Origin of the sequence: Paenibacillus sp. LS1, assembly GCF_026013365.1 — a bacterium.
GTDB lineage: Bacteria > Bacillota > Bacilli > Paenibacillales > Paenibacillaceae > Paenibacillus.
The window spans coordinates 504,681-529,256 of sequence record NZ_JAPDOE010000002.1 but is presented as its reverse complement, the minus strand read 5'-3'; the positions used below and the strand labels follow the sequence as shown (position 1 = coordinate 529,256).

Genomic DNA, 24,576 nt, shown 5'->3' with positions numbered 1-24,576 from the left:
TGTATAATGGAATATAACTATTAAGGGCGGAATGGATGGATAATATCAAGTAGAGGAGCCTATCCCGATTGGAAGTTAGCTAACATCAATCTCATTCCAGATAAGTCACGAATGATGAATGAGGTGTGAAGCGGGTAGAGGAGGGGTGCATCTATGAGTCATCAAGAAGCAGGAGAACGTTTACTTCATGAAGCAGGTAATTTGGCTGATAAAATAACGGAGAAGCAGTATCTCAGACAGCCCGATTTACTTGAGCGATTTGGCGAGAATGGGAAAATGCGAACCAAACAGGATTCTCAGTATAGCTTGAACTATTTGGCTGAAAGTGCGCTCGTACAAAGTCCCGAACTGTTTACGCATTATATTGCGTGGCTGAAAGTTCTACTTGAGGGTTACAAGGTATCTTCAGAAGATCTGGCGATGAATCTCAATCTGATTAAAGAGACATTGGAAGAGGAATTTGACCATCCGTCAAAGGCGCTTCTGCTCGATTATTTGGAGATGGGAATATATAGAACAACACAAACGGAATCACAGGCAGGTTACATCAACGAATCCATGCCGTATGGAGAGGCCGCGCAATTGTACTTACAGTGTTTACTTGAGAATAAACGAAAAGAAGCCTTCGAGATCATAGAAGTTCAGTTAGAATCCGGGGCGACGATTCGTGATATTTATCGATATATTTTTCAGCCCACTCAATACGAAATTGGCCGATTGTGGCAATGCAATCGGATCAGTGTGGGGCAGGAGCACTTTTGTACAGCAGCGACCCAGTCATTCATATCACGTCTCTATTCTCGCTGGTTGATTCATACGAGCCAGGAGAAAAAGCTGGTTGCCACCTGTGTAGGTAGTGAACAGCATGAGATCGGACTGCGTATGCTCACAGATGTGTTCGAGATGGAAGGTTGGGATACGCACTATCTGGGAGCCAATGTTCCCAATGGAAGTGTAGTAGAGGCCATAGAACGCCATCAGGGCGATGTGGTTGCGATCTCAGTTACGATGACGTATCATCTTCATCTCGCCAAAGAGCTGATTCATCTGATTCGTCATCATCCGGCAACGGCACATGTGAAGATTATGGTTGGGGGATATCCCTTTAATATTGATCAGGAGTTGTGGAAAACGATAGGAGCCGACGGTTATGCTCCGGGAGCCGATGAGGCAGTTGCGGTTGCAGAACAATTGCTGGCTCAGACAGATACATGTAATCATCTTGATATGGTTAGGGATTAGGAGAGGGATGATGTGATGGCTAATGAGAACGGAGAGATACAGAGGCTACGCAGAACGATTGAGCAGTTATCGGATCAGATGATCCGTAGTAAAGAGCAAGAGGAACGGACGCTTGCGGAATTCTCGGATATGAATAATGAACTGGTCACACTCCAGCGTCTACTTGTGAAGAACAATATCAGCCTTGAAGCTGCACGTCAGCAAGCAGTAGATGCAGGGGAATCCAAAAGCGCATTTATTGCAGGCATCAGTCATGATTTTCGTACGCCATTAAATGGCATATTAGGGATGGCTGAGATGCTTAAGCTGTCTCCGTTGTCTGAAGAACAGGAGAATTCGGTTTCCGTTATACAGAATGCTGCCAGACTACTGCTTAAGCTGATTCAGGATCTTCTGGATGTGTCCAAACTTGAGGCAGGTCAGATGCAACTTGAACTTGGAGAAGTGCATCTGCAAGAGACGATCAATTATATTGTTCGTTTGCTCGACCCCCAAGTCAGAAAAAACGGAAATCAGTTATCGGTAGATTGTGACCCCAGAATCTCTTCTACTCTTGAAGGGGATTCAACGAGAATTACACAGATTTTGATCAATCTAATTCAGAATGCAAACAAATTCACATCAGAAGGCTCTGTAGGGATACGAGTGGCTTTTGTTAAAGATGATGAGAGTACACAAACGATTCGGTTTGAAGTTGAAGACACGGGCATTGGTATTTCGGAAGAAGATCAGACCCGATTATTTCAACCCTACATGCAGACAGAACGAGGACGTTCGAGAGAGTATGAAGGAACGGGTCTTGGACTAGCGATCTGCAGATCGCTCGTTATCCTAATGGAAGGTCAGATTGGAGTAGACAGTATAGAGGGTGAAGGATCAACATTCTGGTTCGAACTTGCACTGGGCAAGAAACACGTTAACCAGTCCGTTCACGAGTCCAGCACATCTTCGTCTCAGGAGATTCAGGGTCAATCTGTACGTGATGAAGCCCCTTCCGTATCTGTCTTGCTGGCCGATGATAATGTCATTAACCGGCAGCTTGTGATGTTGCAACTCAAAAAACTAGGAATAACCCAAGTGCACACCGTCTCGAATGGGGAAGAGGCAGTAGCCGCTTTTCTTAGCACAAAATACAGTTTGATTCTCATGGACTATATGATGCCATTATTGGACGGCTTGGAAGCAACACGCAAAATCCGTTCGATAGAAATGGATGAAATGCGTCATACCACGCCAATCATTGCGATGACTGGCAATGTCATGCAAGGAGAGCAAGACAAGTGTATGGAAGCCGGGATGAATGATTTCATCGGCAAACCATTCACGCTCGATATCCTGAGTACGATGATTCAGAAGTGGCAGCAATCGTCTGAACCGACAGAGGTACTGAATATGAGCATCGTGCATGAGATCGCGGAATTGAACACAGATGGTGATCGTACACTCCTCAGTATGTTATTGGACATGTATCGGACTGACACACCTGGCAAGATCGAAGTGCTGCGCAGACATATTGTCTCGGGGGACCATTTAGCAGCAACCGAGGTAGCCCATGATTTGAAATCAGGGAGTTTGAGTCTGGGGATTCGTTATCTATCGACTTTGTTCGCCCAGATAGAGCAGTTCGCGAAGGAAGAGCAGTCACGTAAAGCAGAACCGTTGCTTGACGCTTTGCTCCCCGCCTATCAAGCGGCATGTGCTGCGCTGCAACGAGTAAGTAAAGATTGATTACATCTTAATTAGGAAAGAAAGGTAGGACACGTTCATGTTATTCTACGTATTTGGGGCTCTAGTCCTGATCGTTCTTGCTCTTCTATGGGCAGGTGGGCTCTACTTTTTCAAAACTGCCATTCGGCGTACGCCCAAAACATTTTTGGTAGACAACCCGAATCTGATGCCTGAGCAAGACAATGAAATTATCAGCAGTGCTGCTGACCTGAAGTGGCTGGATGCTCAGCCTACAGAAGAGATATCTGTACAATCACATGATGGATTAAAACTGCACGGTACATGGCTTAGTTCCAATAGCGGGTCAGATCAGACCGTTATTCTGGCACATGGCTATTCTGGGAAGGGCCGAGAAATGGCCGGATTCGCCCGATTCTATGCGGAGAAGCATGGATATAACGTGTTAATGCCGGATGATCGGGGTCATGGACAGAGTGAAGGTGACATCATTGGTTTTGGCTGGTTAGATCGGAAGGATTATGTCCAGTGGACCAACTGGGTGCTTGAAAAAGTGGGTACACAGGGAGAAATCATATTGCACGGCATATCCATGGGAGGAGCAACTGTACTGATGACAGGTGGTGAAGCACTGCCGACTCAGGTGAAAGCGATTGTCTCTGATTGTGCGTATACATCCGTGGAGGAAGAACTGACGTTTCAGTTGAAACAATTATACAAGCTACCTGCATTTCCATTTATACCTGTCACCAGTTTGATCTCCAGGTGGAAAGCAGGATATTCCTTCAGGGAGGCATCCGCTCTCAAACAGCTTGCCAATGTCAACGTGCCTGTGTTGTTCATCCATGGTGAGGCGGATACGTTCGTACCAACGGAAATGGTGTACAGGCTGTATGAAGCTTGCCCAACCGAAAAGGAATTGTTGACCGTTCCCCGTGCGGGTCATGGTACAGCGTTTCAAGTGGATCGTACCGGATATGAAGCGGTGCTGGAATCCTTTTTGCACAAGAACCTGTCGCCTTCGAGCTTCGTATCCGAAAGTTCAGACGCCAAGTGAAACCGTGAGCTTGAGCCGTGCACATCTCCCATGAAAAGGTATTCGGGAATGAATTGATTCCTGTGTGGCATTTCGGGTATTAAGTGTAAAGTGCAATTGATTTTCTAAACTATGGGGGTGTCTTGATGGGCAATGAAAAATTTGAGGCAGCGCGAAAAGCAGAGGCAGGTTATCATTCCAACTTCTATCAGAATAATGAATTATTCGCCTCCGGCACCTGGATGTCGAGGCCCATGCCTATGGTTATGAATATGCTGGAGCGTCTACTTGCTCACAAGGAGGAACTACGTGTTCTCGATCTGGGATGCGGAGTAGGAAGGCATACGATACCCATTGCACAGCGTCTTGCCCGAACCAACAGTGAAGTCATCGGTGTGGATTTGTTGGACGAGGCTGTAGATGGTCTTCGCAAGTATGCGAAAGAATATCAGGTCGATCATATCGTGCAGGCCGTAAAAGCAGACGTTGAGCATTATGCTATTGAGAAGGATTATTTTGATTATATTGCTGCTTGTTCTTGTCTGGAACATGTGTCGAATAAGCAAGCTTTCATGGAAACGCTTGAACGATTACAAGCGGGAACTCGAATCGGTGGCATTCATTGTATTACGATGAGTACGAATGTGGAAGAAACAGAAATCAATACAGGCCGCGAGATTGAGCCGTTAATTGAACTGAACCTGCCCACAGCTGAGGCGATTGATTTGCTGGAGAAGGCATACAAAGGTTGGAACATTCTGCTTCAGGAACATGTCACACAGACAATTGAAGAGGAAAAGTATGATGAACCGACACAGTTTCGATGTGAACTTCTTCGTTTTGCAGTACAAAAGCAATAACTCTCTGCCGGGATCTGACTATGGACCCGGCACTCTTAATGTGTGATCTGAAGGGAGATAGTTAAGGATGAATACATACGTAATAGGGATGGATGGAGGAGGGAGCCACACCCGTGTGGCTGTCGCCGATCAGAGCGGAAAGCTCTTGTCCTATGTGCAAAAGAGTGGTTGCAATCGCTATCACGATACCCATGCCGAGCAAAATGTGCTGGAAGCTATCGCAGAAGCGATAACTCAAGCTGGGCTCAAGCCGAGTCAGATCGCCTCCATTCAGGCAGGGATGGCAGGCTTGAATGAGCCTGAAGATACAGTTTGGGCGGAGGCATTACTCGCTCGTACAGGGATTACAGGCAGAATCAGTGCAGTAAACGATACGCTTATCGCACATACAGCGGCCTTTGATGGTGAGCCAGGTATTATCGCCATTGGAGGTACAGGCTCTCTGATCCTTGGCAGAACGGAACAGGGAGCTTGGCTCCGCAACGATCAGTTCGGTCATTATGCGCCGACAGCAGCACGTTTTCTGGCTTACGACACGGTTCATTCCATACTGGCAGGACGTTATGAGTCGCAGGATCAAGAATGGATTGAGCAGGTGTTAACGTATTGGCATGTAAGCTCTATTCGAGAGCTTGCTAAACTGGGAGTGTCTGGTTTTGCTGAAAATAAACAGGCTACCAATCGGAGATTTGGTCAAATGGCACCTTTGGTGACTGAAGCAGCTGTCCGGAATATTCCCCTCGCGGTTAGGGTATGTGATTCGGCTGCCGATACTGCTGTTATGGGTATCCTCATGCTGGCATCCTGTTTCGATCAGCCAACAGTGTCCATGACGCTTACCGGAAGCTGTCTGAGTTCACCGTACATGGTGGAAGCTGTTCAGAAAGGACTGGATGCTGCCTATAGGCCCGAAGGGAAAAGAATTCAATACATAACCAGCAACTTGCCGGCAGTTGGGGGTGCATTGCTAGATGCCTATCATTTGGCGCAAATCAAGGTATCGGATAACATCCCGACTATGCTTCAATGCGAGCTGAATCGTTATACGACTTGAACTTTGAGAGGCTAACGACTACAATACGATAACGGAAACAAGCAAGGTATAGGAGGAATAAAGGTGTTAATTAATTTGAAATCACGCATAGAAGAGCCGGTAGTACAGGAGCTGTTATCTTACTCGGTCTTTCCTGATCCGGATCACTTGAACCGTGCGTTGCAACAATATGTACAGAATGACGAACTGTATCTGGCCGGATACGAAGCAGAGGAGCAATTGATCGGTCTGATCGGTTATGAGCATACTGGCTCAAACGAGATCACCATCCACCATATAGCCATTCTGCCGGAGAACCGCTTCAAAAATTATGGTCGGGGCATGATTTCACAATTGCTGGAGAAATACAATCCTGACACTTTGATTGCTGAGACGGATCTGGAGGCCGTGGAGTTTTACCGAAATACGGGATTCGTCGTATATAGTCTGGGCGAACTGTATCCAGGTGTGGAGCGGTTCCGTTGTGTGCTTGAAAAAGAGGAAGATACAGACGAAGAGTAACGCGAACGCAGTCTCTACTGTCTGCCATAGAAAACCGATTATAATTAAAGCAGGATGTTGGATTTGGCAATGAGCTGAGTCGGACGTCCTGTTTTTTTTGTCGTTTTCATCAAAAAAGCAGGAAAAAAGTATTGCTTTAAGATATTGTTTCATTATAGAATAGTTTCACAGAAGAATAGTTCGTCAAGTGAACTATATGTATTTGGAAAGGAGAATGAAGAATGAGCACACCCGATGCAAAAAGTTTGGTGAACCGCTATTTGGATGCTTCGTTTATGGTAAACAAGCGGTTTGATACGCGAATACGCGAACAAGTGGGGCAGACCATAACGACCGATCAGTTCTGCGCACTTCGTCTGATTAAGGAGAAACCTTCCTGCACACCCTCCGATCTGGCAGAGCTTCTGTGCATAGGCAAGAGCAGCATTACCGCTTTGGTCAACAAGCTGGTGGATCGCGATCTGGTCCATCGTGCCGGAGATGAACGTGACCGCAGGGTCGTGTATTTGACGCTGACGGAGACTGGAAGAGAAGTGTACAGGGAAACAGAACAGGAAATACAGCAGATTCTGGAGCCATATCTGGTTCATTTTAAACCGGAAGAGGTTCGTAATTTCATTGAATCTTTTGAGAAGCTTGCAGCTTTGCTAACGCATGAAGGAGGACAGGAGAACGAATGAGAGCGATATTGAAAGCACGATGGTGGTTAATGGGGCTATGGGTTGTTGTAGCTGCCGTATTAATGTTTACCGCCCCTAACATGAGTGAACTGATTCGGGAAAAGGGACAGTTTTCGGTTCCGGAAGGATACTCTTCCACCCAGGCAGCGGCGATATTGGATGAAGCTGCAGCGCAAAAAGGAGAACAGCAAGGCAGCCAGATCGCTCTTGTATTTTATAATCCGGATGGTCTGGGTACCACGGGAAAACAAGAGGCAGAGAAGGCTATTAAGAACTTGGAAGCCGACAAGCAGAAGCTGGGCATTCTATCCATTCTGGAACCTTTCTCTCAGCCTGAATTGTCCGAGAAGATGATCTCGGCTGACGGCAAAACCATTCTAACGTCGCTATCCATTGATCAGGGAGATCGCACGGTCAAGGAAATGCGGGAAGACCTGAATGAAGCATTGAAGTCTGTCAATGTGGAGCACTACATAACCGGTAAAGGTCTGATCGACGAAGATACCATTGAAAGTTCCCAAGAGGGGCTTAAGAAATCAGAATATATTACCGTTGTCTTTATTTTACTCATTCTGTTCCTGGTGTTCCGTTCGTTTGTAGCTCCGTTTGTACCGCTGCTGACGGTGGGGATCAGCTACATTGTATCGCAACAGATTGTCGCATTCCTGGTGGATGGGCTCGACTTCCCGATATCCACATTTACACAGATCTTTATGGTCGCAGTCATGTTCGGGATTGGTACGGATTACTGCATTCTGTTGATCAGTCGGTTCAAGGAAGAACTGGCTCATCATGAGAATACGTGGGATGCCATCATTGCTACCTATCGTACTGCCGGTAAAACGGTACTCTTCTCCGCACTTGCCGTGCTGGTTGGGTTTATTGCGATCGGCTTTGCCCAGTTTATGTTGTACCGCTCTGCGGTTGCTGTAGCTGTGGGTATTGCTGTGATGATGCTTGCCTTGGTGACCATCGTACCATTCTTCATGGCGGTGCTGGGCAAGAAGCTATTCTGGCCGTCGAAGGGTTCACTGGATCATGCCGAGAGCAAGATCTACGGTGCAGCTGGCCGCTTCTCGCTGAAACGTCCATGGGCTGCGCTGCTCATTGTAGCAGCTGTCTGTGTGCCTCTTCTGGCAACGTACGATGGCAAACTGTCGTTCAACAGTCTCGATGAGATTGGTGAGAAGTATGATTCAGTAAAAGCATTCAACATTATCTCCGACAGCTTCGGTCCGGGTGAATCATTGCCGGGTCAGATCGTTATTCAGAACGATGAAGCGATGGATAATGCGAAATATATGGCCGTTGCTGAGAAAATCAGCCGGGAAGTAGAAAAAGTACCCGGGATCTCCGGTGTCCGCAGTATGACACGACCTACGGGTGATGAGATCAAAGATTTTGAAGTTACACAGCAAGTGGGAACATTATCGGATGGACTGGGTGAAGGCAAGACGGGTCTGGACAAAATCCGTGATGGTCTGAGTGAAGCTAGCAGTCAGTTAAGTAAAAATGAACCACAGTTAAAAGAAGCTGCCGATGGGGCAGGTGAACTTACCAAAGGAACCACCCAGTTGCAATCGGGTATCACGCAACTCAGTGAGGGACTTGGGCGGATTGAAAAAGGTATTCGAGATGGTTCCGCAGGTGCGGGTGATCTGAAAGCAGGACTTCAGCAAGCCAAAACGAGCGCAGATCAACTCGCGCAGGCGAACAATCAGTTGCTTGAAGCCTATCGTCAGGCGGGAGCAGGAGTCGCTGCATTGGGCGATGGAACCCGTGAACTGGAGCAACAGCTTAATGGGGTTTCAACGGCTTTAACCAGTCTGTCTGAATCCTTCACAGCACTCGAAGAACGTTATCCTGAATTGCAACAAGATGCGGACTACCAGCGTATCAAAGGCACGATTGGTGAAACTGGTTCGGGTACAGCGCAGCTCGCTCAAGGTTTGGGTCAGATTAAGACCAAGCTGGGAGAAGCCGCTGCTGGAATTAATGAGGCGAATGAAGGCTTTGCCTCCGCAGCAGCCGGACAGAAGGCTCTTGCCGATGGTCTAAGCCAGATTGTAACGGGAATCAGTCAGCTTGAGACAGGTCTGAAACAGGCCGCTGATGGTCAAGGAAAAGTCATTAAGGAGATACCTTCCATTCAGAACGGGCTTGGTCAGCTTCAAGGTGGACAGGAGAAAATCCAGCAAGGCTTCTCGGATCTGAGTGGTCAGCTGACACAATTGACAGATGGTCTGAATCAAAGTGTCGACGGTATTAAACAGGTATCCGGGGGACTGGATTCAGCGCAGGACTACCTGACGCAATTACAAAATTCACCGGATTCCGATCTGGCAGGCTGGTACGTTCCTGAAGAAGCACTGAACAGCAAAGACTTCACACAGGTATTTGATACGTATCTATCCCAAGATCGGAAGACGATGACGATTGATGTTATTTTCGCCGAAAATCCATACGGAACAGAAGCCATTGATCGTGTTCCTGACATTGAGGCGGCTGTACATCGTGCGGTACAAGGAAGTACGCTTGAAAAAGCCGATATTGCCGTAGGTGGAGTTACCAGTACGTTTGCAGATCTGCAGGAGATCTCGAATAACGACTATACACGTACTGTAATGCTGATGCTGGCGGGCACATTTATTATTCTGGTCGTGCTGCTCCGCTCGGTCATTATGCCGCTGTATCTGATTGTCTCCTTATTACTGGCTTATTTCACATCGATGGCGTTAACTGAAGTGATCTTTGTTAATATCCTCGGATTCGCAGGCATCAGCTGGGTTACTCCGTTCTTCGGATTTGTCATGCTGATTGCACTCGGTGTGGATTACAGCATCTTCCTGATGGACCGTTTCAATGAGAACAAAGGCATGAAAGTACAGGATGCGATGTTGTACGCGATGAAGAACATGGGGACTGTTATCCTCTCTGCAGCAGTCATTCTGAGCGGTACATTTGCTGCCATGTATCCATCCGGTGTTCTCTCGATGATGCAGATTGCCACAGTAGTCCTTAGCGGATTGATCTTGTACTCTCTGTTGTTCCTGCCATTCTTCGTCCCAGTAATGGTGAAGATGTTTGGCCGGGCCAACTGGTGGCCGTTCCCGAACAAGGAACAGGCGGATTCCGCTGAGTCGGATCGGACCATAGGCATGTAATGCATTGCAATGGATTAGGCTCTGCCGCGTTATGCGTCAGGGCTTTTTCTTTTTTTACCTCAACAGAAGAAGCACGGTCTTGTGCAAAAGAAAGGTGCATGCCTAAGGACACCATCCCGCGCCTTGTCTTGCCGCTCATCATAAGATATAGAGCAGTTCATTATTGTTCAGACAAATCACAGCAGAGAGGGGCGACGGGATGGTATATCGATATGTGGCTATAGGAGATTCATTAACGGTAGGTACAGGAGCGTTGCTGGGCACCGGCTTTGTTCCTTTATATCGGCGAATGGCGGAAATGAATGTTCGTACGTTTGTATCCATGGAAAATATGGGCGTGAATGGACTGACGTCGGGGGAAATGTTGCAGATGATCTCTTCGCATCCCCGAGTGCGGCAATCGCTCCGTGAAGCGGATATCATCACCATATCCATTGGCGGGAATGATCTGATTCGTACGTTTAAAGCAAGTAACGGCATTCCAAATGCCAGTAAAATGACACAGGTGCTCGGAGAAACACGCAGCAATGTATCCCAGATCATGCGGCACATTCGGCAGTTAAAGGGCAACAGTGAGTATATGGTCCGATCCATCGGATTGTACAACCCGTATCCACAAGCTACGGAAGCTGCGTACTGGGTGCGCCAATATAATTCGTTTTTGAATGGAGCGGGATCAGGCAACTATGCGTGTGCTCAGGTCTATGACAGGTTTGAAGGCCGTGAACGTGAACTGTTGTTCTGGGACAGAGTGCATCCCAATGCAAGAGGGTATCGTGTCATTGCAGAGCAGCTTAATCGGACCGGATACTATCCATTCTCTTGATCACTTTGGAACAGAACTAGACCGAGCGATGGACTTCCTTTAAGATAAATAGAAGACAGTTCCATTTTGTGAGATAAAGGGGTTAATTTTTGGTGCAAAACATCGATTCCGGTTCCCTCCATCATTCAGAGCAGCAACGTATATCCGGAGTGTTGGCCTTATATGGTTTCACATCGGACTGGAAAGGTGAGCGTGGAAAGGGTGGGATGAATAATTCTACCTACATGCTCCATGTAGACGGGACTAATTACGTCATGAGACAATATGAAACACATAATGATCCGATGAAAATCGCCTTTGAACACGAGGTGCTGGAAGCCCTCCAACGTTCGAACTTTAAGCTTGATACACCTTCACCTGTAAGACGATCAACTGGTGAGGGAGGTACATTCCTTGCTGTAAAAGATCCCCTCACAGGTCACAACAAAATCGTGACGCTGTTTCATTATCGGGAAGGCGTCAATCCCATCTGGCATACACCAGATCAATTGATAGGGCTCGGTAAAGCGGCGGGGGCCCTGTCTTCTGTTATGGCTACGCTGGATATACCACTTGAACCTGTGTATCCACCATACTATCGAATTCAGGATGCGTATCCGCTCTGTTCACCAGAACGATTATTACAGCTATGCACATCACCACCGGAGCAATTGGTCGCATGCTCGAATGAACTGAAGCAGTTGAGGCATGTGCTGCCAGAACTGTTTGAAGCCCTGCGGGGTATGGAACAGTTGCCGCATCAATTGGTTCATGGGGATGTGAATGCCTCGAATGTGTTGGCAGATCAGCAGGATGGTGAAATCTGTGCCATTTTGGATTTTGAATTTGCGACATGGGATTTGCGGGTAATGGAGCTGGCTGTTCCGATGTCTGACCTCCTTACCATGGACAAGAGTGAAGATTGGATGTGGCAGGTACAGGAGGGACTGATCAGGGGATTTCGGGAACATGTCAGCCTGAAACCGGAAGAGTTGCTGGCCATACCTCAATTGATTTTGCTGCGCAGTCTGGATGTGGTCATGCATTTCATCAGTCGCATGTTCGAGGGTACAGATGAGCCGGAAGTGGCTGTGGATCAGATTGTGAAGCTCAAACAGCGGATCGACTGGATGCGTCATCATGAAGAACGACTGCGTGAGATATTGGTGTATTAATATCGTTGCTATAAATAAAGTGCACTGTTTCTGCTCAAACAAGGGCAGAGATCAGTGCACTTTATTGGTTAGAAGAGTGATAAACGCGTGTTATTGCGTGAATCAAACGAGGTTACAATCCACGCTTACGGAACCAACTTCGGACAGCCCAACGGCGCTCCTGACGTTTCTTGTATTTGGGCAATGAACGGTACACGTTCAAGGATTGCTCGTAAGCCTGCTTCGCATCTGCATTGCGTCCGAGGGAACGATGAACTGAGCCGAGCAGATAATAAGCTTCACTGGATGAGGAATGAATTTCCTGAAACTGATGCACATAATCCAGCGCTTTGTCCTCATGCGTATCTTTAAAGGCTCCAGCAAGGGTGAGATACGGACGTCCATACTTGACTCTGGGGTTGATCTCGAGGGCTTTTAAAATGTGTCGTTCGCCTTTTTCGATATTACCCAGATGAAGCTCAGTCGTCCCCAGTGCCTCCCAGTACTCAGCTGATTGTTCGTATGGGCGCTCCAGTTCAAGCAATAAGGCATGTGCCTCACTATACCGCTTGCGCTCAATTAACAGACGAGCCAGTTCCAGCTTGGAAGAAACTTCATTGGGACTCATGGCAATCTGCTGCCGAAGCCGGGAGATGTTACGCATACGCTTGAGGGGTTTCGTGAAGCTTGGGAACACCCCAACGTAACGACGATCCAGGAAATACAGTATAACGAGTAAAATGAGGATGGCAATGAACGGATTACCTACAATCCGCCATAGAAGGCCAAAGATAAGAAATTTAATAAGCACAAGTTCAACTCCATTTATGATGTAATCGCGTTTCGTACACTTAAAATATACTTCGATTGATCCAGCGGGTTAACCCCTCTGCGTTTGCGAGTATGAGTCACATCTGCAGGACAATCCTGATATCCGGCAAATGAAGTCGTGAGCACCCCGCGGCCACTTGTCTCGGAACGCAGTTTCACCGGATAATCCATTGAGGTGGCAAGAGGCATAACTCCTTCAATAATACAACGTCCGTTACCAATGACGGGTGCTTCGAAGGTTGCACGCATATATACCAGATCGCTGAGGGCTTTTCCGCCATATTCCTCCGGGACCGTAAGTCTGAACTGAAGGAGAGGTTCCAACAACGTGGTACCTGTTCTCGCCAATCCATCCATGATTCCCATAGGCGTGGCTACGACAAAATCAAGCGGATGAGTATGCCAGACATGATGTTCCCCTTCGATCAGCGTGATGCGCAGATCGGTTACTTCCCAACCGAGCATGCCTTGAGACAGCGCTTCGGGAATTCGCCGTTCAACTTCATTCTGATAACGTAGCAACAGATCATCTGTCCTTACGGTTGAGGCATAGATCAGACCACTTCCGCGAGGCAAAGGTTCAATCCTGAAACGCAGGATGGCCCAGCAAGGCTTCGGCATCGTATAGGCGATGTAACCTTCTCCGGCTATACGGGGCGTCTCCTTATAGATGACGGATGGCGGATCGAATATGACATCCAGTCTAAAACGACTCATTAACAGACTGGATAAAATTTCAAGCTGAATGGTCCCCATGACCTTGAGATGCAGTTCGCGTTCCTCCGGCAACCATTGCAGATCAAGCAAGGGGTCTTCGTCCGTCAACTCCTGCAATGCAGCCACAAGATCGGGGTAACGTGCCGGGTCCTTGCCATGTACTTGTACGGTCAGCAAAGGCACAGCCATCTGTGGCAGAGGAGGTACACCCTCAGGATTGCCGATAATATCACCCACATGGGTGTCACTCAGTCCGTACAGCGTAGCAATCTGCCCTGCGTGAACGGCACCGGTATCTGCCCATTTCCGTCCATCCATGCGGCGAATCTGCGTTATTTTCTCTTCAAGCTCCCGCGTTGAATTATGGATAGTATCCCGGTTGTGGAGACTACCACCATACATGCGGACGTAGGCCGTGCGTCCCATCGTGCGGTCACGTTCAATCTTGAACACAACACCCGATACGGGAGAATCCACTGGCTGTGCAGGTGGAGGCAGAAATGCAAGGACTGCGTCCAGCAATGCCGTGACGCCGATTCCTTTACCGGAAGCACCGTAACACACTGGGAACATCTCACCCTGATGCACATACCGCAGGAATGCTTCATTTAGATCCCTTTGGGATAACGCAGTCTCCTGAATGTAGGCTTCCATGACCTCTTCATCCAGTTCGGCAAGTATCTCGAGCAGACCTGGAATGGAAGGTGTGCCACCGGACAGAGTATCTTGATTCTCATTCCATAGGGAGTTGATGCCATGAAATGACTCTTCATGGAGTTGATACGTTTGAATTTCGCATGCGAAGGGGGAAAGGGTGGAACGAATCTGCTCCATTACCGCTGGGGCAGACGCACCAATCCGATCCATTTTATTAATATAGATGATGGTAGGGATGCGAAGTGAACGAAGGGCATGCCAGATGGCTTCACTCTGGGACTGAATTCCCTCCACTGCGGATAGAATCAGAATAGCGCCATCCATCACCCGCAGTGTTCGCTCTACTTCGGAGCTGAAATCAATATGCCCAGGCGTATCAATGAGGTCAATGATGGTGTTCTTCCAGATCAGAGAGGTCATGGCTGCTTGGACGGATATGCCACGTTCTTTCTCAATGTCCAGCGAGTCTGTGGCTGTTGTTCCGTCATCCACGCGTCCCGGACTGCGGACGACACCACTCTCATATAACATATGCTCGGTGGTAGTTGTTTTGCCCGCATCCACATGGGCGAAGATGCCGATATTCCTGCGATTTAATTCGTTTAACATGGAATGTTAAGCTCCTCTGACAACGGAATGAAATGTTTCCGACAAGTAATAATCCAGATTATCATACCACATCTTCCATATGGAAGAATATGTGGATATATATGATTAGGGCATGTCTTCAAACTCGCTGAGTTTTCAGACACGCCCTAGACCCCGGCACCTATGTTCCGGGCTATTTCTATTTTAACGTGAACTGTTCATGGTTCTGCGGTAAGCTGCAGGTGTTGTGCCAGTTAATTTTTTGAATTGACGGTAAAAGTGGGGCAGGCTGTCAAACCCGCAAGCATCAGCTACGGCTGCCATTGTCTCATCACCTTGCACCAGATGCTCTTTTGCCATAATGACCCTTCGAGCTAATGCGTAATCCGTCAGAGTCATTCCCGTGTATCGTTTGAAGGCACGACTGAAATGAGCAGGGGATACTGCGGCATACTGAGCCAGTTCATGCAGGGAAAGGCCATTCCGAAGGTTACCGTCAATATGAGAGATCGTAGAAGACAGCCATGAGGGACCCGGAGTGGATTTACTCGGATTCGCAGGTCCCGAGGCTTCCAGACGTTCCAGAAAAATAAGCAATAGTTGCAGCCTTAACAAGGCCGCATGTGCACTCAGATGATGTCCGAGCTGAAATTCGGTCTGAATATCATCAATAAGGGCGGCGACCTGTGATTGCTCATCTGTATCCAGACGTCTCTTATACACCCGTTGTCTGCGGCAACGTTCAAACAGACTCAGCAAGGAAGAAGCAGCTCCCCCGGCGGTCGATGCCAGCAATCCCGGGCTGAAGAACAATGCGGAAGATGTGACAGGGTTGCCTGCATCCGGCAAGGCGCGGTGAACCGTACTGCCTGGAATAATAAACAGATCTCCTTCCTGCATATCCTCAAGTCCCGTATCAATAAAGATGCTTCCCTGACCACGATATACATAGATGATTTCATGCCAATCGTGAAGGTGATCCGGCAATTCGTTCTGAGGGGATTTGGTGTCGCTATACACCAGGCGGAACGGAATACCGGATTCTGCCTGAATAGTCGTACGAACAGGTGAACGCTCCATAAAGACTCCTTTCCAAACCAGCGTCTTCAACGAGATGTCATAGCTAGTCATGAGAGAGTATATTTACCGCAATATAAGCAATTTAATTTCCTTTTATTGATGATACAATGAATTTAAAGCGTTTACAATAAAAGGGTGCTAAGCCTTGAGCTGCATTCCGATAGTACAAATAATCGATGAGGTGAGTGTCCATGTCGGCAAGCACGAAACGACCAAGGTTGAAGCTGAATTTGCTTGGGAGCGATGGTCAGCGCAAGTGCAAGGAGATTATGGAGCGTCCCGTGAAGGTTTTGCAGATCGGAGAAGGTAATTTCTTACGGGGATTTGCGGACTGGATGCTTCATGAGAGTGCCAGACAAGGCAAATTCCATGGAAGTGTAGCTGTCACCCAGCCACGACCGGGAGGCAAAGTTAAGCTGGAACAGATTCGCGATCAGGATGGATTATACACCATGATCACGCGTGGGCTGTCTCAAGGGAAGCCGGTTGAGCGGACAGAGTTGATCTCCATCTTCTCACAGTGTATCAATCCGTATGAGGAATGGGATGCCTTTCTGAACTTGGCGGAGCTGCCTTCACTTGAGTTCGTTATTTCCAATACAACTGAATCAGGATTGAAATATATGCAGGCAGACTATATCGAGGGTGAACCTGTTCAATCATTTCCGGGGAAATTAACAGTTTTTCTGCATCAGCGATATTTGAAATTTGATGGTGATCCATCCAGAGGTTTGATTCATCTGCCATGCGAGCTGCTCGAAGGCAATGGTGATGTGCTGCGCAGTTGTGTCCTCCGTCATAGTGAAGATTATGGGTATTCGGATGGCTTCCGTTCATGGATCGAGAACCATAATCACTTCCTGAACAATCTGGTAGATCGAATCGTAACAGGTGCGCCGACCCAGGAGGAAGCCGATTCCCTGACGAATCGCTGGGGTTATGAGGACCAGTTGATTAATACGGCAGAGCCATATCATTTCTGGGCCATTCAGGGTGATGAATCATTGGACAAAAAGCTACCACTCAAGCAAGCGGGCCTCAATGTACATTGGGTGAAAGATCTGAAGCCGTTTCAGATACGCAAGGTTCGGATTTTGAATGGAGCACATACCCTAATGTCATCACTCGGAATTCTGCAAGGCAAGCAACATGTGAGAGAGACGATGGAAGATTCGCACTTTGGCCCGTGGATTCGGGAAGCTGTACATCAGGAAATCATACCTGCTCTGGATATGCCAGATCATCAGCTGGATCAGTATGCGGAAGAAATATTCGAACGGTTCCTTAACCCATATATTGATCACAAATTGCAGGATATTGCATTAAATACGATCGGAAAATTTAAGGTTCGTGTGCTGCCTACACTGTTATCCTATGAGCAAAATCAGGGAAGCTGGCCAGAACGTTTACTTCAGGGGTTTGCGGGATTATTGTGCCTCTATCGTCCTGTAAATACGCCAGAAGGTTACAAGGCACAACGACTGAATGGGGAAGACATTCTGCTGCGGGATGACCCGGATGTCCTGGCTGCTTTGTCTTCACACTGGGATGGTTATGACACGCTTAACAGGAATCAGAACCAACTGGATAACCGGGTAGCGGCTGTGTTGTCGGATACCCTGATCTGGGGCGAAAATCTGGATGCAAGAGAGGGGCTGCGTGCAGCACTTGTTCGCGAAATCGGTTTGTTGGAAGGTGAAGGGAAATGAACACCACAAGTACAATTAATGACTGGATTGCCATTCAACCACAGGATGATGTCATTATAGCCCTTCGGGATTATGCCAAAGGAGAACGCATTACCTTGCCAGACGGAGTCTCTTTTACCTTGCTGGATGACGTGCCCAAAGGGCATAAGATTGCTGTGCATACCCTCGCACCGGGTGATGATGTGATGAAATATGGTTTCTCCATCGGGATTGCCAAAGAGCAGATTGAGCAGGGAAGCTGGATTCATAGTCACAACCTGAAGACGGGTCTGCACGGATTGCTTGAATATGAGTACCAACCGGGAGTCCAGGTTCAGACGGACATGCCTCGGGAACATCTACGCTCATTCGATGGATATTTGCGCCCCAATGGTGAAGCAGGTATTCGTAATGAAATCTGGATTGTGAATACGGTTGGATGTATCAACAAAGTGTGTGAAGCTTTGGCACGTATGGGTCAGTCCCAGTTTGGAAGCCGGGTAGATGGTGTATTTCACTTTCCACATCCATTCGGGTGTTCACAGCTTGGTGATGATCTGAAGTATACACAACAGTTGCTGGCCTCCTTGGTGGAGCATCCGAATGCAGGAGGCGTGCTCGTCATCGGTCTGGGCTGTGAGAACAACCAAGTAGACGAGTTCCGTGAATGTATTGCTCCGGAATACCGCGGCAAAGTACGGTTTCTCAAAGCACAGGAAACGGATGACGAGCTTGAGGAAGGGCTTCGACTAATGGAAGAACTTGTGGAGATCGCTGAACATGAACAACGGCAGCCGCTTCCGCTCAGCAAACTCAAAATTGGTTTGAAGTGTGGTGGTTCCGATGGTTTATCCGGCATTACAGCCAATCCGCTGGTCGGTGCGGTTGCGGATATGCTGGTTACTGCCGGGGGTACGGCTATTCTGACGGAAGTGCCGGAGATGTTTGGTGCGGAGACGATATTAATGAACCGGGCTGCCAATGAGCAGGTATTTCACGATTTGGTGGACCTCGTGAACGGCTTCAAGCAATATTTTGTGAACCATGGCCAGAACATCTATGAGAATCCTTCTCCTGGTAATAAGGCTGGCGGCATCACGACGCTGGAGGAAAAGTCACTTGGATGTACGCAAAAGGGAGGACGTTCTTCCGTAGTCGATGTGCTGCGCTATGGCAAACGTGTAACTCAAACCGGTCTGAACATTGTAGAAGCACCGGGTAATGATCTGGTGTCTGTTACGGCACTGTCTGCGGCCGGTGCACATATTGTGCTCTTCACAACAGGGCGGGGGACTCCTTTCGGAGGTCCGGTACCTACCGTCAAGATTGCGACCCAATCCGATCTTGCGAATCGCAAAAAACACTGGATTGACTTCAACGCAGGCCAGCTGTTGGAGGGTCGCACAATGGATGAGGTAAAAGTACAGTTGTTCAGCCAGCTGATTGACATTGCTTCAGGGCGGTCACACACACTCAGTGAACAGCATGGATTCCGGGAGATTGCCATATTCAAGGATGGCGTAATTCTCTGAACCCATTCTGGCTGAATTTTGTTTATCGTCTGCAATATCGTTTGCGATATATTATATGGTGAACCACAGCCAATCCCGGTTGAAATGTGCATTACAACCGGGATTGGCTTTATTTAGATTCCACGGATGCCAAGGGCTTTGGCGATGCTTGATAATGAGGCTGGTGAAGCATGTTGTTGCAGTTGAGCAACTAGCAGTTCACGTGCCTCTTCTACACTACCTTCAAACGGCTTAATGCCGTGACGTTGCATCCAGTGACCAGCAGTCTCGTATGCAGAGCTGTTCCAGGCGACTTTGCCTTCTGCGAGCCCTTCTTTTTCTTTGGTGCCACTGATCACAAGGGCTGTACAGCCCTGAAGGTCGAGAAGTCCACGGTCAAATGCTTTTTTGTCTTCTTTTGCTCCGAATCCTGCTTGAGCACGAAGAGCACGTCCATCGATGCCTTCCTGTTCTACAACTATCGCATGGAGTTTGAACGCTTCACGGGACAGTAAACCCGCCTCATACTGTTCCTCGATGGTTCTGGAGTCGGCAAGTAGTCGGTGTACCCAAGGGAAGTATTCACTTGAGACAAGAAGCGCTTTCTTTTTGACGAACTTTCCATATGCAGCAATGCCCTCTTCGGCCAGGCGTGAACGCCATAACCAGGGATCCAATTCATCATCCTTGTGCCAATGTTCTTTGGGGGTTAACGATGACAGTGAAGGGTATTCGGTAAATAGGGGAGCAAGAGGCAGCAGTCCTATAGACTGGATACGCTGTACTGCTTCCTCGTACGTTACAACGGGTTCATATGTCATGATATCAGCAGGCTCCTTTAAGCAGTATGGTGAAGCGATTATTTGGTTGAAGCAAGGTATATCCGGCTTACTTCCTCAGCATGCTGACGAATCTCGCTGCGAAGTTGGAGAGGTTCGATCACTTCAGCTTCACGTCCCAATCGGTAAAAGAATCGTACGGCCCAGTCCCACTCTCCTGGTGGACAAAGGAATGACAATTCCCAGAGATCCGGGGCAATTTCAATCATCTTCTCGCCGATATGCTCGTCCTGTTCGGCTTCAATCATCCCCCGATAACTCAGTCGCACCGTCACCCGAGTTGGCGGCTGTTCTGGAGGGATCGGCTTGTTCTGCTGTTGCTGTGCCTGTTCGTTCAGCACCTGTGTATCCTGTGGTTCGATCGCCTTGACATCGATAATTCGGTCGACCCGGAACAGACGCTGTTCACCATGTTCCATGGAATATGCTTCACAGTACCAGAAGCCGGAGGAAGCATATACACGTGTGGGACAGATATGCAACCATCGCTGACGTGATACGGAGCGATACAGCACATTCAGCCACCCATGTTCGGGTATACATGCCAGCAGAGCGTCCAGATGAGGAAGGATGTAATTGCGGTCTGGAATATGATGATGCAGCTGTTGGAGCATGGGATCCATTCGCGACATGATATCATCCGGAATGATGGCCTTAACTTTGTTCATCAGAGTCCAGCGTTTCTCATGAAAGGGCGTGTCGGCGTATCGACTTAGACCTTCAAGAGCGAAGATGAGCGTCGCTGCCTCAACCGGGTCCAGCTGTAATGGAGGCAATACGTAACCCTCCATAAGGCTGAAACCGCCTCCCGGACCGGAAATGGCAATAATGGGCACATTCATCTCGGAGAGGGACTGAATATCCCGGAGAATGGTGCGACGGGAAACTTCAAATTTCTCGCCCAATGAGTGTGCCGTTTCGTGACCATGCTGTAATGCCATAACGATGGCGGCAAGCCGATTTGTTCTGTTCATGTCAGCCACTCCGTTTCGATCTTTGCGCCGCCGGAAAGTGATGTCGGAGTTATATTTCTATTGTAACAGCTTATAAGTGACACCATGAGTGTCACCAATATTTCAGCTGCATCATTATTTTCCAATGGATCAGCTACATGGTTCACACAATCAAGTTCCGGCGGGCTTCATTAAAATGTGTGTCTCGTCCAATTCGCTTTGCATACTGATATTTCCTTCTATCAAAAATACCACAGATAATGCCAAAAACCCGTATCCGATGTAGACGGATACGGGAAGTAGCAGCTTTTGGCTTACAGAAGACGATAAAGGTCTAAAATCTATACCAATATCCTCACTAAAGACAAAAATAAGCTTAAAAGGGATGAACATGTGACACTTTGTATCACGTGCATTTCCTTTGCATTATAGGCTTTCAATATGACCCATATAGCGAAATACCTTATTTCATTTCAAGCAATTGTACCCCACGGGCTTCAATCTCAACACTTCCCGATAGCTCCCGATTGGTAAGCAGATCAAGTACGTTGGCTGTACCGAGATCATAGGATTGCGTGGAAGCATTATGGTTCATGACGAACAGGTAGGGTTTGCCATCTTTGGTACGTGCGCTTACTTCAACACCTTCCGGTGTCTCCAGCAAGGACTCTACGTTCTTGGCTGCTGCAAGCTGTCCCAGCAAACCATCGAGGAAACGTTCATCCGGGTCGGATGCAACGTACCAGGCTTCACCTTGACCATAGGTGTTACGTGTTACAACAGGCATGCCTTTATAAAAATCGTCTCCATACTCCGCGATGACTTCGGCTCCTTCACTGTGCAGCAGGTCACACAGCATGCCGCAGCCATACTCTCCTTCAAGATCGCCGTAGGCTTCTTTGAGGACTATGCTGTTCTTTTGATCAGGCAGCAGGGCATCAATCTCTTCCACCCAGATTCCGAGCAGCTTACGTAACTCTCCCGGATATCCACCTGTGGTCACGAGATCGTTCTCGTTGACAATGCCGCTGAAGAAGGTCGTCAGGAATGTTCCACCTGCTTCAACATACTTCTCCAGTTTGGCGGCGAAACCTGGTTTAACCATGTAAAGGACAGGCGCGAGAACGATGTCGTATTTGCTAATATCCGTATCCACACTGACGATATCTACCTGTATGTTTCGGCGGAAGAAAGCGGCGTAATATTTGTGAATCTGATCTACATAATTCAGGGCAATCGTAGGTCCGCTTGATTTTTCAATGGCCCACCAGTTATCCCAATCGAACACAATGGCTACTTTGGATTCAACAGATGCATCCAGGGTGGTGTCACCGAGTACCTGCAATTCCTTGCCCAGTTCAGCGACTTCGCGGAATACACGTGTATTCTCGTGTCCGGCATGCTCAATAACTGCACCATGATACTTCTCACAGGCACCGATGGAGCGGCGAAGCTGGAAGAACATAATGGTATCAGCCCCGTGCGCAACAGACTGGTAACTCCACAGGCGCATAACACCAGGACGTTTCAATGAGTTATAAGGCTGCCAGTTCTGCTGACTTGGTGTTTGCTCCATCAGCATGAACGGTTGACCATCTTTCAGTCCGCGCATCAGGTCATGAGCCATTGCTGTGAAACTGACGGGTGTTGCGAGACCAGGATAGCTGTCCCAAGAGACGATATCCATATATTTTGCCCATTTGAAATAGTCCAGCTGCTTGAAAAATCCCATCAGATTGGTAGTCACGACGGAGTCGGGAATGTGATTCTTGATAGCATCGTATTCCAACCGATAACAATCCAGCATGCTGTCGGAGTTAAATCGGGAGTAGTCCAGCGAGATTCCCTGGAACGTGGAGTTATTGTTACCCCAGTGTTCGCTCAGGTTGCTCGGTAGAACAATCTCATCCCAATCGTAGAAGGTATGCCCCCAGAAATTCGTGTTCCATGCTTTGTTGACCTGTTCCAGGGTCTGATAGCGTTCTTTCAGATACACCCGGAATGCTTTCTCACAGTTGTCACAGTAACAGTCACCGCCATATTCATTGGAGATGTGCCATACGAGAACTGCGGGGTGATCCTTGTATCGTTCAGCCAGTTTATCTGCAATCTTCTCGGAATATTTGCGATAGGTCGGGCTGTTGGGACAGGAATTATGGCGCCCACCGAATTTGCGTTTGCGTCCATCGGCATCTACACGAAGTACGTCTGGATATTTCTTCGCCATCCAAGCCGGATGGGCAGCAGTGCTCGTTGCCAGGCATATATAGACACCATTTTCATGTAGACGATTAATGAGTTTGTCGAGTTCTTCAAAATGATAAGTAACTTCATCAGGCTGAATCAATGCCCATGAAAATACGTTGATTGTGGCAATATCAATGCCTGCCAATTGGAACATGCGCAGGTCTTCAAGGTGGGTTTCGTGATCCCACTGTTCCGGGTTATAATCGCCCCCGTAGAACATTTTGGGCAGTTTGCTGCTAATCAATGTGTTCACCTCTTGTATAAGAATAATCCTATACTATATGATACATATGACTTTTAAAATATAATAAAAGTAATGAACTATATAAGAATACGGAAGTATATTTCGGCTTATATCCAAGGAGGCATCGCATGTTTATCTCACCCCGACATCAACGATATTTCATGACATCACGTGATCAGCCGCTGCCCCTATATATTGAGAGCCTTGGCTATAACGGCAATCAGGAGAAGGTGTCCAGACCTGTGGGGTATCCATGTTACCACTGGCTTCAGACCGTGAAGGGAGCGGGGGAATTCAGATTTGCCGGGTCCACGGTCATACTGGGGGAAGCATCGGGTATTTTGTTGCCGCCGAATGAGCCACATGAATATGTGCGCGCTCAGGGAGAGTGGGAGACACTTTACATTACATTTGGCGGTTCGCAGTGTCCGGGAATTATGGAGTCGCTGGGTTTGGGTGAAGCGGCGTTCCATCAGTGGGAGCAGCGCAGCCCGTTCAACGATTATGGCCAGGAAGTGCTGGATTCGATCAGCAGTGATCAGGATTTGTCAGGACTCGAAGCGTCAGCGGATATATACCGGTTTCTGATTTTGCTCAAAAAACATGGCATGACGGGCAATCGTTCTTCGATCTCACATGCCGTGGAGAGACTCGCTCCACTCATTGCATTCATGGAACAGCACTATGCGAATCCCGAGATTGGTCTCGAACATATGGCTGACGTCACCGGGATCTCATCCAGACATCTCAACACCTTGTTCAAACAATCCTTTGGCATGACCGCTTATAGTTATTTCATTTTGCTTCGTATTCGCAAAGCCAAGGAAATCATGACTGGGGATACTGCTCTGACAATCCGGGAAACCGCAGTTCGGGTGGGCTTTCGGGATTCAAGCCATTTTGTTGCTACTTTTCGCAGGATTGAGGGAGTCACTCCTGAACAGTTTCGTAATTTGTACTAACTTGTACTCAAATGATTAAAAAGTGATGCCAGGAAGGTATTGATGCATGAGGGTCATTGCCGTTATGATGGTATCGA

19 protein-coding genes are annotated in these 24,576 nt (G+C 48.0%); 13 read left to right on the top strand and 6 right to left on the bottom strand.

Translation table 11 applies throughout. The annotated features are described in order from the left end of the window. Window positions 1-153 precede the first annotated feature (153 nt). The 10 genes from OM416_RS11780 (at window position 154) to OM416_RS11735 (ending at window position 12,203) form a co-directional block, all read left to right on the top strand. A complete protein-coding gene (locus OM416_RS11780) occupies window positions 154-1,242 on the top strand; it encodes a B12-binding domain-containing protein (protein ID WP_264929455.1) in 1,089 nt (362 codons plus the stop codon). A 15-nt stretch (window positions 1,243-1,257) separates the two neighbouring features. Beyond that, window positions 1,258-2,970, top strand: coding sequence for an ATP-binding protein (locus OM416_RS11775; RefSeq protein ID WP_264929452.1), 1,713 nt, complete (start codon window positions 1,258-1,260; stop codon window positions 2,968-2,970). A 37-nt stretch (window positions 2,971-3,007) separates the two neighbouring features. Beyond that, window positions 3,008-3,985 carry an alpha/beta hydrolase gene (locus OM416_RS11770; RefSeq protein ID WP_264929449.1) on the top strand — a complete coding sequence of 326 codons (978 nt, stop codon included), beginning with the start codon at window positions 3,008-3,010 and terminating at the stop codon, window positions 3,983-3,985. Window positions 3,986-4,110: 125 nt separating this feature from the next. Next, complete coding sequence (locus OM416_RS11765) at window positions 4,111-4,824, top strand: class I SAM-dependent methyltransferase (RefSeq protein ID WP_264929447.1); 714 nt, start codon at window positions 4,111-4,113, stop codon at window positions 4,822-4,824. 67 nt (window positions 4,825-4,891) lie between these two features. Further along, a complete protein-coding gene (locus OM416_RS11760) occupies window positions 4,892-5,878 on the top strand; it encodes an N-acetylglucosamine kinase (RefSeq protein WP_264929445.1) in 987 nt (328 codons plus the stop codon). A 63-nt stretch (window positions 5,879-5,941) separates the two neighbouring features. Beyond that, window positions 5,942-6,379 (top strand): GNAT family N-acetyltransferase, encoded by a 438-nt coding sequence (locus OM416_RS11755; RefSeq protein ID WP_264929443.1) that lies wholly within the window; start codon window positions 5,942-5,944, stop codon window positions 6,377-6,379. A gap of 221 nt (window positions 6,380-6,600) precedes the next feature. Continuing rightward, window positions 6,601-7,059, top strand: a complete 459-nt coding sequence (locus OM416_RS11750) for a MarR family winged helix-turn-helix transcriptional regulator (RefSeq protein WP_145146894.1) — start codon at window positions 6,601-6,603, stop codon at window positions 7,057-7,059. Further along, window positions 7,056-10,223, top strand: a complete 3,168-nt coding sequence (locus tag OM416_RS11745; RefSeq protein WP_264929438.1) for an MMPL family transporter — start codon at window positions 7,056-7,058, stop codon at window positions 10,221-10,223. The genes OM416_RS11750 and OM416_RS11745 overlap by 4 nt, the downstream gene beginning before the upstream one ends. Window positions 10,224-10,422: 199 nt before the next feature. Continuing rightward, window positions 10,423-11,049, top strand: coding sequence for a GDSL-type esterase/lipase family protein (locus tag OM416_RS11740; RefSeq protein WP_062833735.1), 627 nt, complete (start codon window positions 10,423-10,425; stop codon window positions 11,047-11,049). Between the two features lie 92 nt (window positions 11,050-11,141). Further along, window positions 11,142-12,203 (top strand): phosphotransferase, encoded by a 1,062-nt coding sequence (locus OM416_RS11735; RefSeq protein WP_264929434.1) that lies wholly within the window; start codon window positions 11,142-11,144, stop codon window positions 12,201-12,203. Between the two features lie 112 nt (window positions 12,204-12,315). On the opposite strand, the gene OM416_RS11730 is transcribed toward OM416_RS11735, so the two are convergent. The 3 genes from OM416_RS11730 to OM416_RS11720 form a co-directional block, all read right to left on the bottom strand. Continuing rightward, window positions 12,316-12,993 (bottom strand): tetratricopeptide repeat protein, encoded by a 678-nt coding sequence (locus OM416_RS11730; protein WP_264929431.1) that lies wholly within the window; start codon window positions 12,991-12,993, stop codon window positions 12,316-12,318. 14 nt (window positions 12,994-13,007) lie between these two features. Further along, window positions 13,008-14,996, bottom strand: a complete 1,989-nt coding sequence (locus OM416_RS11725; RefSeq protein WP_264929429.1) for an elongation factor G — start codon at window positions 14,994-14,996, stop codon at window positions 13,008-13,010. Between the two features lie 183 nt (window positions 14,997-15,179). Next, the gene (locus tag OM416_RS11720) at window positions 15,180-16,055 is read right to left on the bottom strand and encodes an AraC family transcriptional regulator (protein ID WP_264929427.1); all 876 of its coding nucleotides are present in this window, start codon (window positions 16,053-16,055) and stop codon (window positions 15,180-15,182) included. 191 nt (window positions 16,056-16,246) lie between these two features. Here OM416_RS11720 and OM416_RS11715 point away from each other — a divergent pair, with 191 nt between their 5' ends. Continuing rightward, window positions 16,247-17,764 (top strand): tagaturonate reductase, encoded by a 1,518-nt coding sequence (locus OM416_RS11715; RefSeq protein ID WP_264929425.1) that lies wholly within the window; start codon window positions 16,247-16,249, stop codon window positions 17,762-17,764. Continuing rightward, complete coding sequence (locus tag OM416_RS11710; RefSeq protein WP_264929423.1) at window positions 17,761-19,275, top strand: UxaA family hydrolase; 1,515 nt, start codon at window positions 17,761-17,763, stop codon at window positions 19,273-19,275. The genes OM416_RS11715 and OM416_RS11710 overlap by 4 nt, the downstream gene beginning before the upstream one ends. Window positions 19,276-19,388: 113 nt before the next feature. Here the strand turns inward: OM416_RS11710 and OM416_RS11705 are convergent, their stop codons facing one another. The 3 genes from OM416_RS11705 to OM416_RS11695 form a co-directional block, all read right to left on the bottom strand. Continuing rightward, window positions 19,389-20,075 carry a hypothetical protein gene (locus OM416_RS11705; protein ID WP_264929421.1) on the bottom strand — a complete coding sequence of 229 codons (687 nt, stop codon included), beginning with the start codon at window positions 20,073-20,075 and terminating at the stop codon, window positions 19,389-19,391. Between the two features lie 38 nt (window positions 20,076-20,113). Continuing rightward, complete coding sequence (locus tag OM416_RS11700; RefSeq protein ID WP_264929419.1) at window positions 20,114-21,067, bottom strand: helix-turn-helix transcriptional regulator; 954 nt, start codon at window positions 21,065-21,067, stop codon at window positions 20,114-20,116. Window positions 21,068-21,509: 442 nt separating this feature from the next. Next, a complete protein-coding gene (locus OM416_RS11695; RefSeq protein ID WP_264929417.1) occupies window positions 21,510-23,537 on the bottom strand; it encodes a beta-galactosidase in 2,028 nt (675 codons plus the stop codon). 128 nt (window positions 23,538-23,665) lie between these two features. Here OM416_RS11695 and OM416_RS11690 point away from each other — a divergent pair, with 128 nt between their 5' ends. Then, on the top strand, window positions 23,666-24,499 hold the full coding sequence (locus OM416_RS11690; protein WP_264929415.1) for an AraC family transcriptional regulator: 834 nt from the start codon (window positions 23,666-23,668) through the stop codon (window positions 24,497-24,499). Window positions 24,500-24,576: the final 77 nt, after the last annotated feature.

What these genes read in the sequence shown, in the direction of transcription:
- OM416_RS11780 (WP_264929455.1), top strand. Translation starts at nt 154, where the DNA reads ATGAGTCATCAAGAAGCAGGAGAACGTTTACTTCATGAAGCAGGTAAT.
- OM416_RS11775 (WP_264929452.1), top strand. Translation starts at nt 1,258, where the DNA reads ATGGCTAATGAGAACGGAGAGATACAGAGGCTACGCAGAACGATTGAG.
- OM416_RS11770 (WP_264929449.1), top strand. Translation starts at nt 3,008, where the DNA reads ATGTTATTCTACGTATTTGGGGCTCTAGTCCTGATCGTTCTTGCTCTT.
- OM416_RS11765 (WP_264929447.1), top strand. Translation starts at nt 4,111, where the DNA reads ATGGGCAATGAAAAATTTGAGGCAGCGCGAAAAGCAGAGGCAGGTTAT.
- OM416_RS11760 (WP_264929445.1), top strand. Translation starts at nt 4,892, where the DNA reads ATGAATACATACGTAATAGGGATGGATGGAGGAGGGAGCCACACCCGT.
- OM416_RS11750 (WP_145146894.1), top strand. Translation starts at nt 6,601, where the DNA reads ATGAGCACACCCGATGCAAAAAGTTTGGTGAACCGCTATTTGGATGCT.
- OM416_RS11745 (WP_264929438.1), top strand. Translation starts at nt 7,056, where the DNA reads ATGAGAGCGATATTGAAAGCACGATGGTGGTTAATGGGGCTATGGGTT.
- OM416_RS11740 (WP_062833735.1), top strand. Translation starts at nt 10,423, where the DNA reads ATGGTATATCGATATGTGGCTATAGGAGATTCATTAACGGTAGGTACA.
- OM416_RS11725 (WP_264929429.1), bottom strand. Translation starts at nt 14,996, where the DNA reads ATGTTAAACGAATTAAATCGCAGGAATATCGGCATCTTCGCCCATGTG.
- OM416_RS11720 (WP_264929427.1), bottom strand. Translation starts at nt 16,055, where the DNA reads ATGGAGCGTTCACCTGTTCGTACGACTATTCAGGCAGAATCCGGTATT.
- OM416_RS11715 (WP_264929425.1), top strand. Translation starts at nt 16,247, where the DNA reads ATGTCGGCAAGCACGAAACGACCAAGGTTGAAGCTGAATTTGCTTGGG.
- OM416_RS11710 (WP_264929423.1), top strand. Translation starts at nt 17,761, where the DNA reads ATGAACACCACAAGTACAATTAATGACTGGATTGCCATTCAACCACAG.
- OM416_RS11705 (WP_264929421.1), bottom strand. Translation starts at nt 20,075, where the DNA reads ATGACATATGAACCCGTTGTAACGTACGAGGAAGCAGTACAGCGTATC.
- OM416_RS11700 (WP_264929419.1), bottom strand. Translation starts at nt 21,067, where the DNA reads ATGAACAGAACAAATCGGCTTGCCGCCATCGTTATGGCATTACAGCAT.
- OM416_RS11690 (WP_264929415.1), top strand. Translation starts at nt 23,666, where the DNA reads ATGTTTATCTCACCCCGACATCAACGATATTTCATGACATCACGTGAT.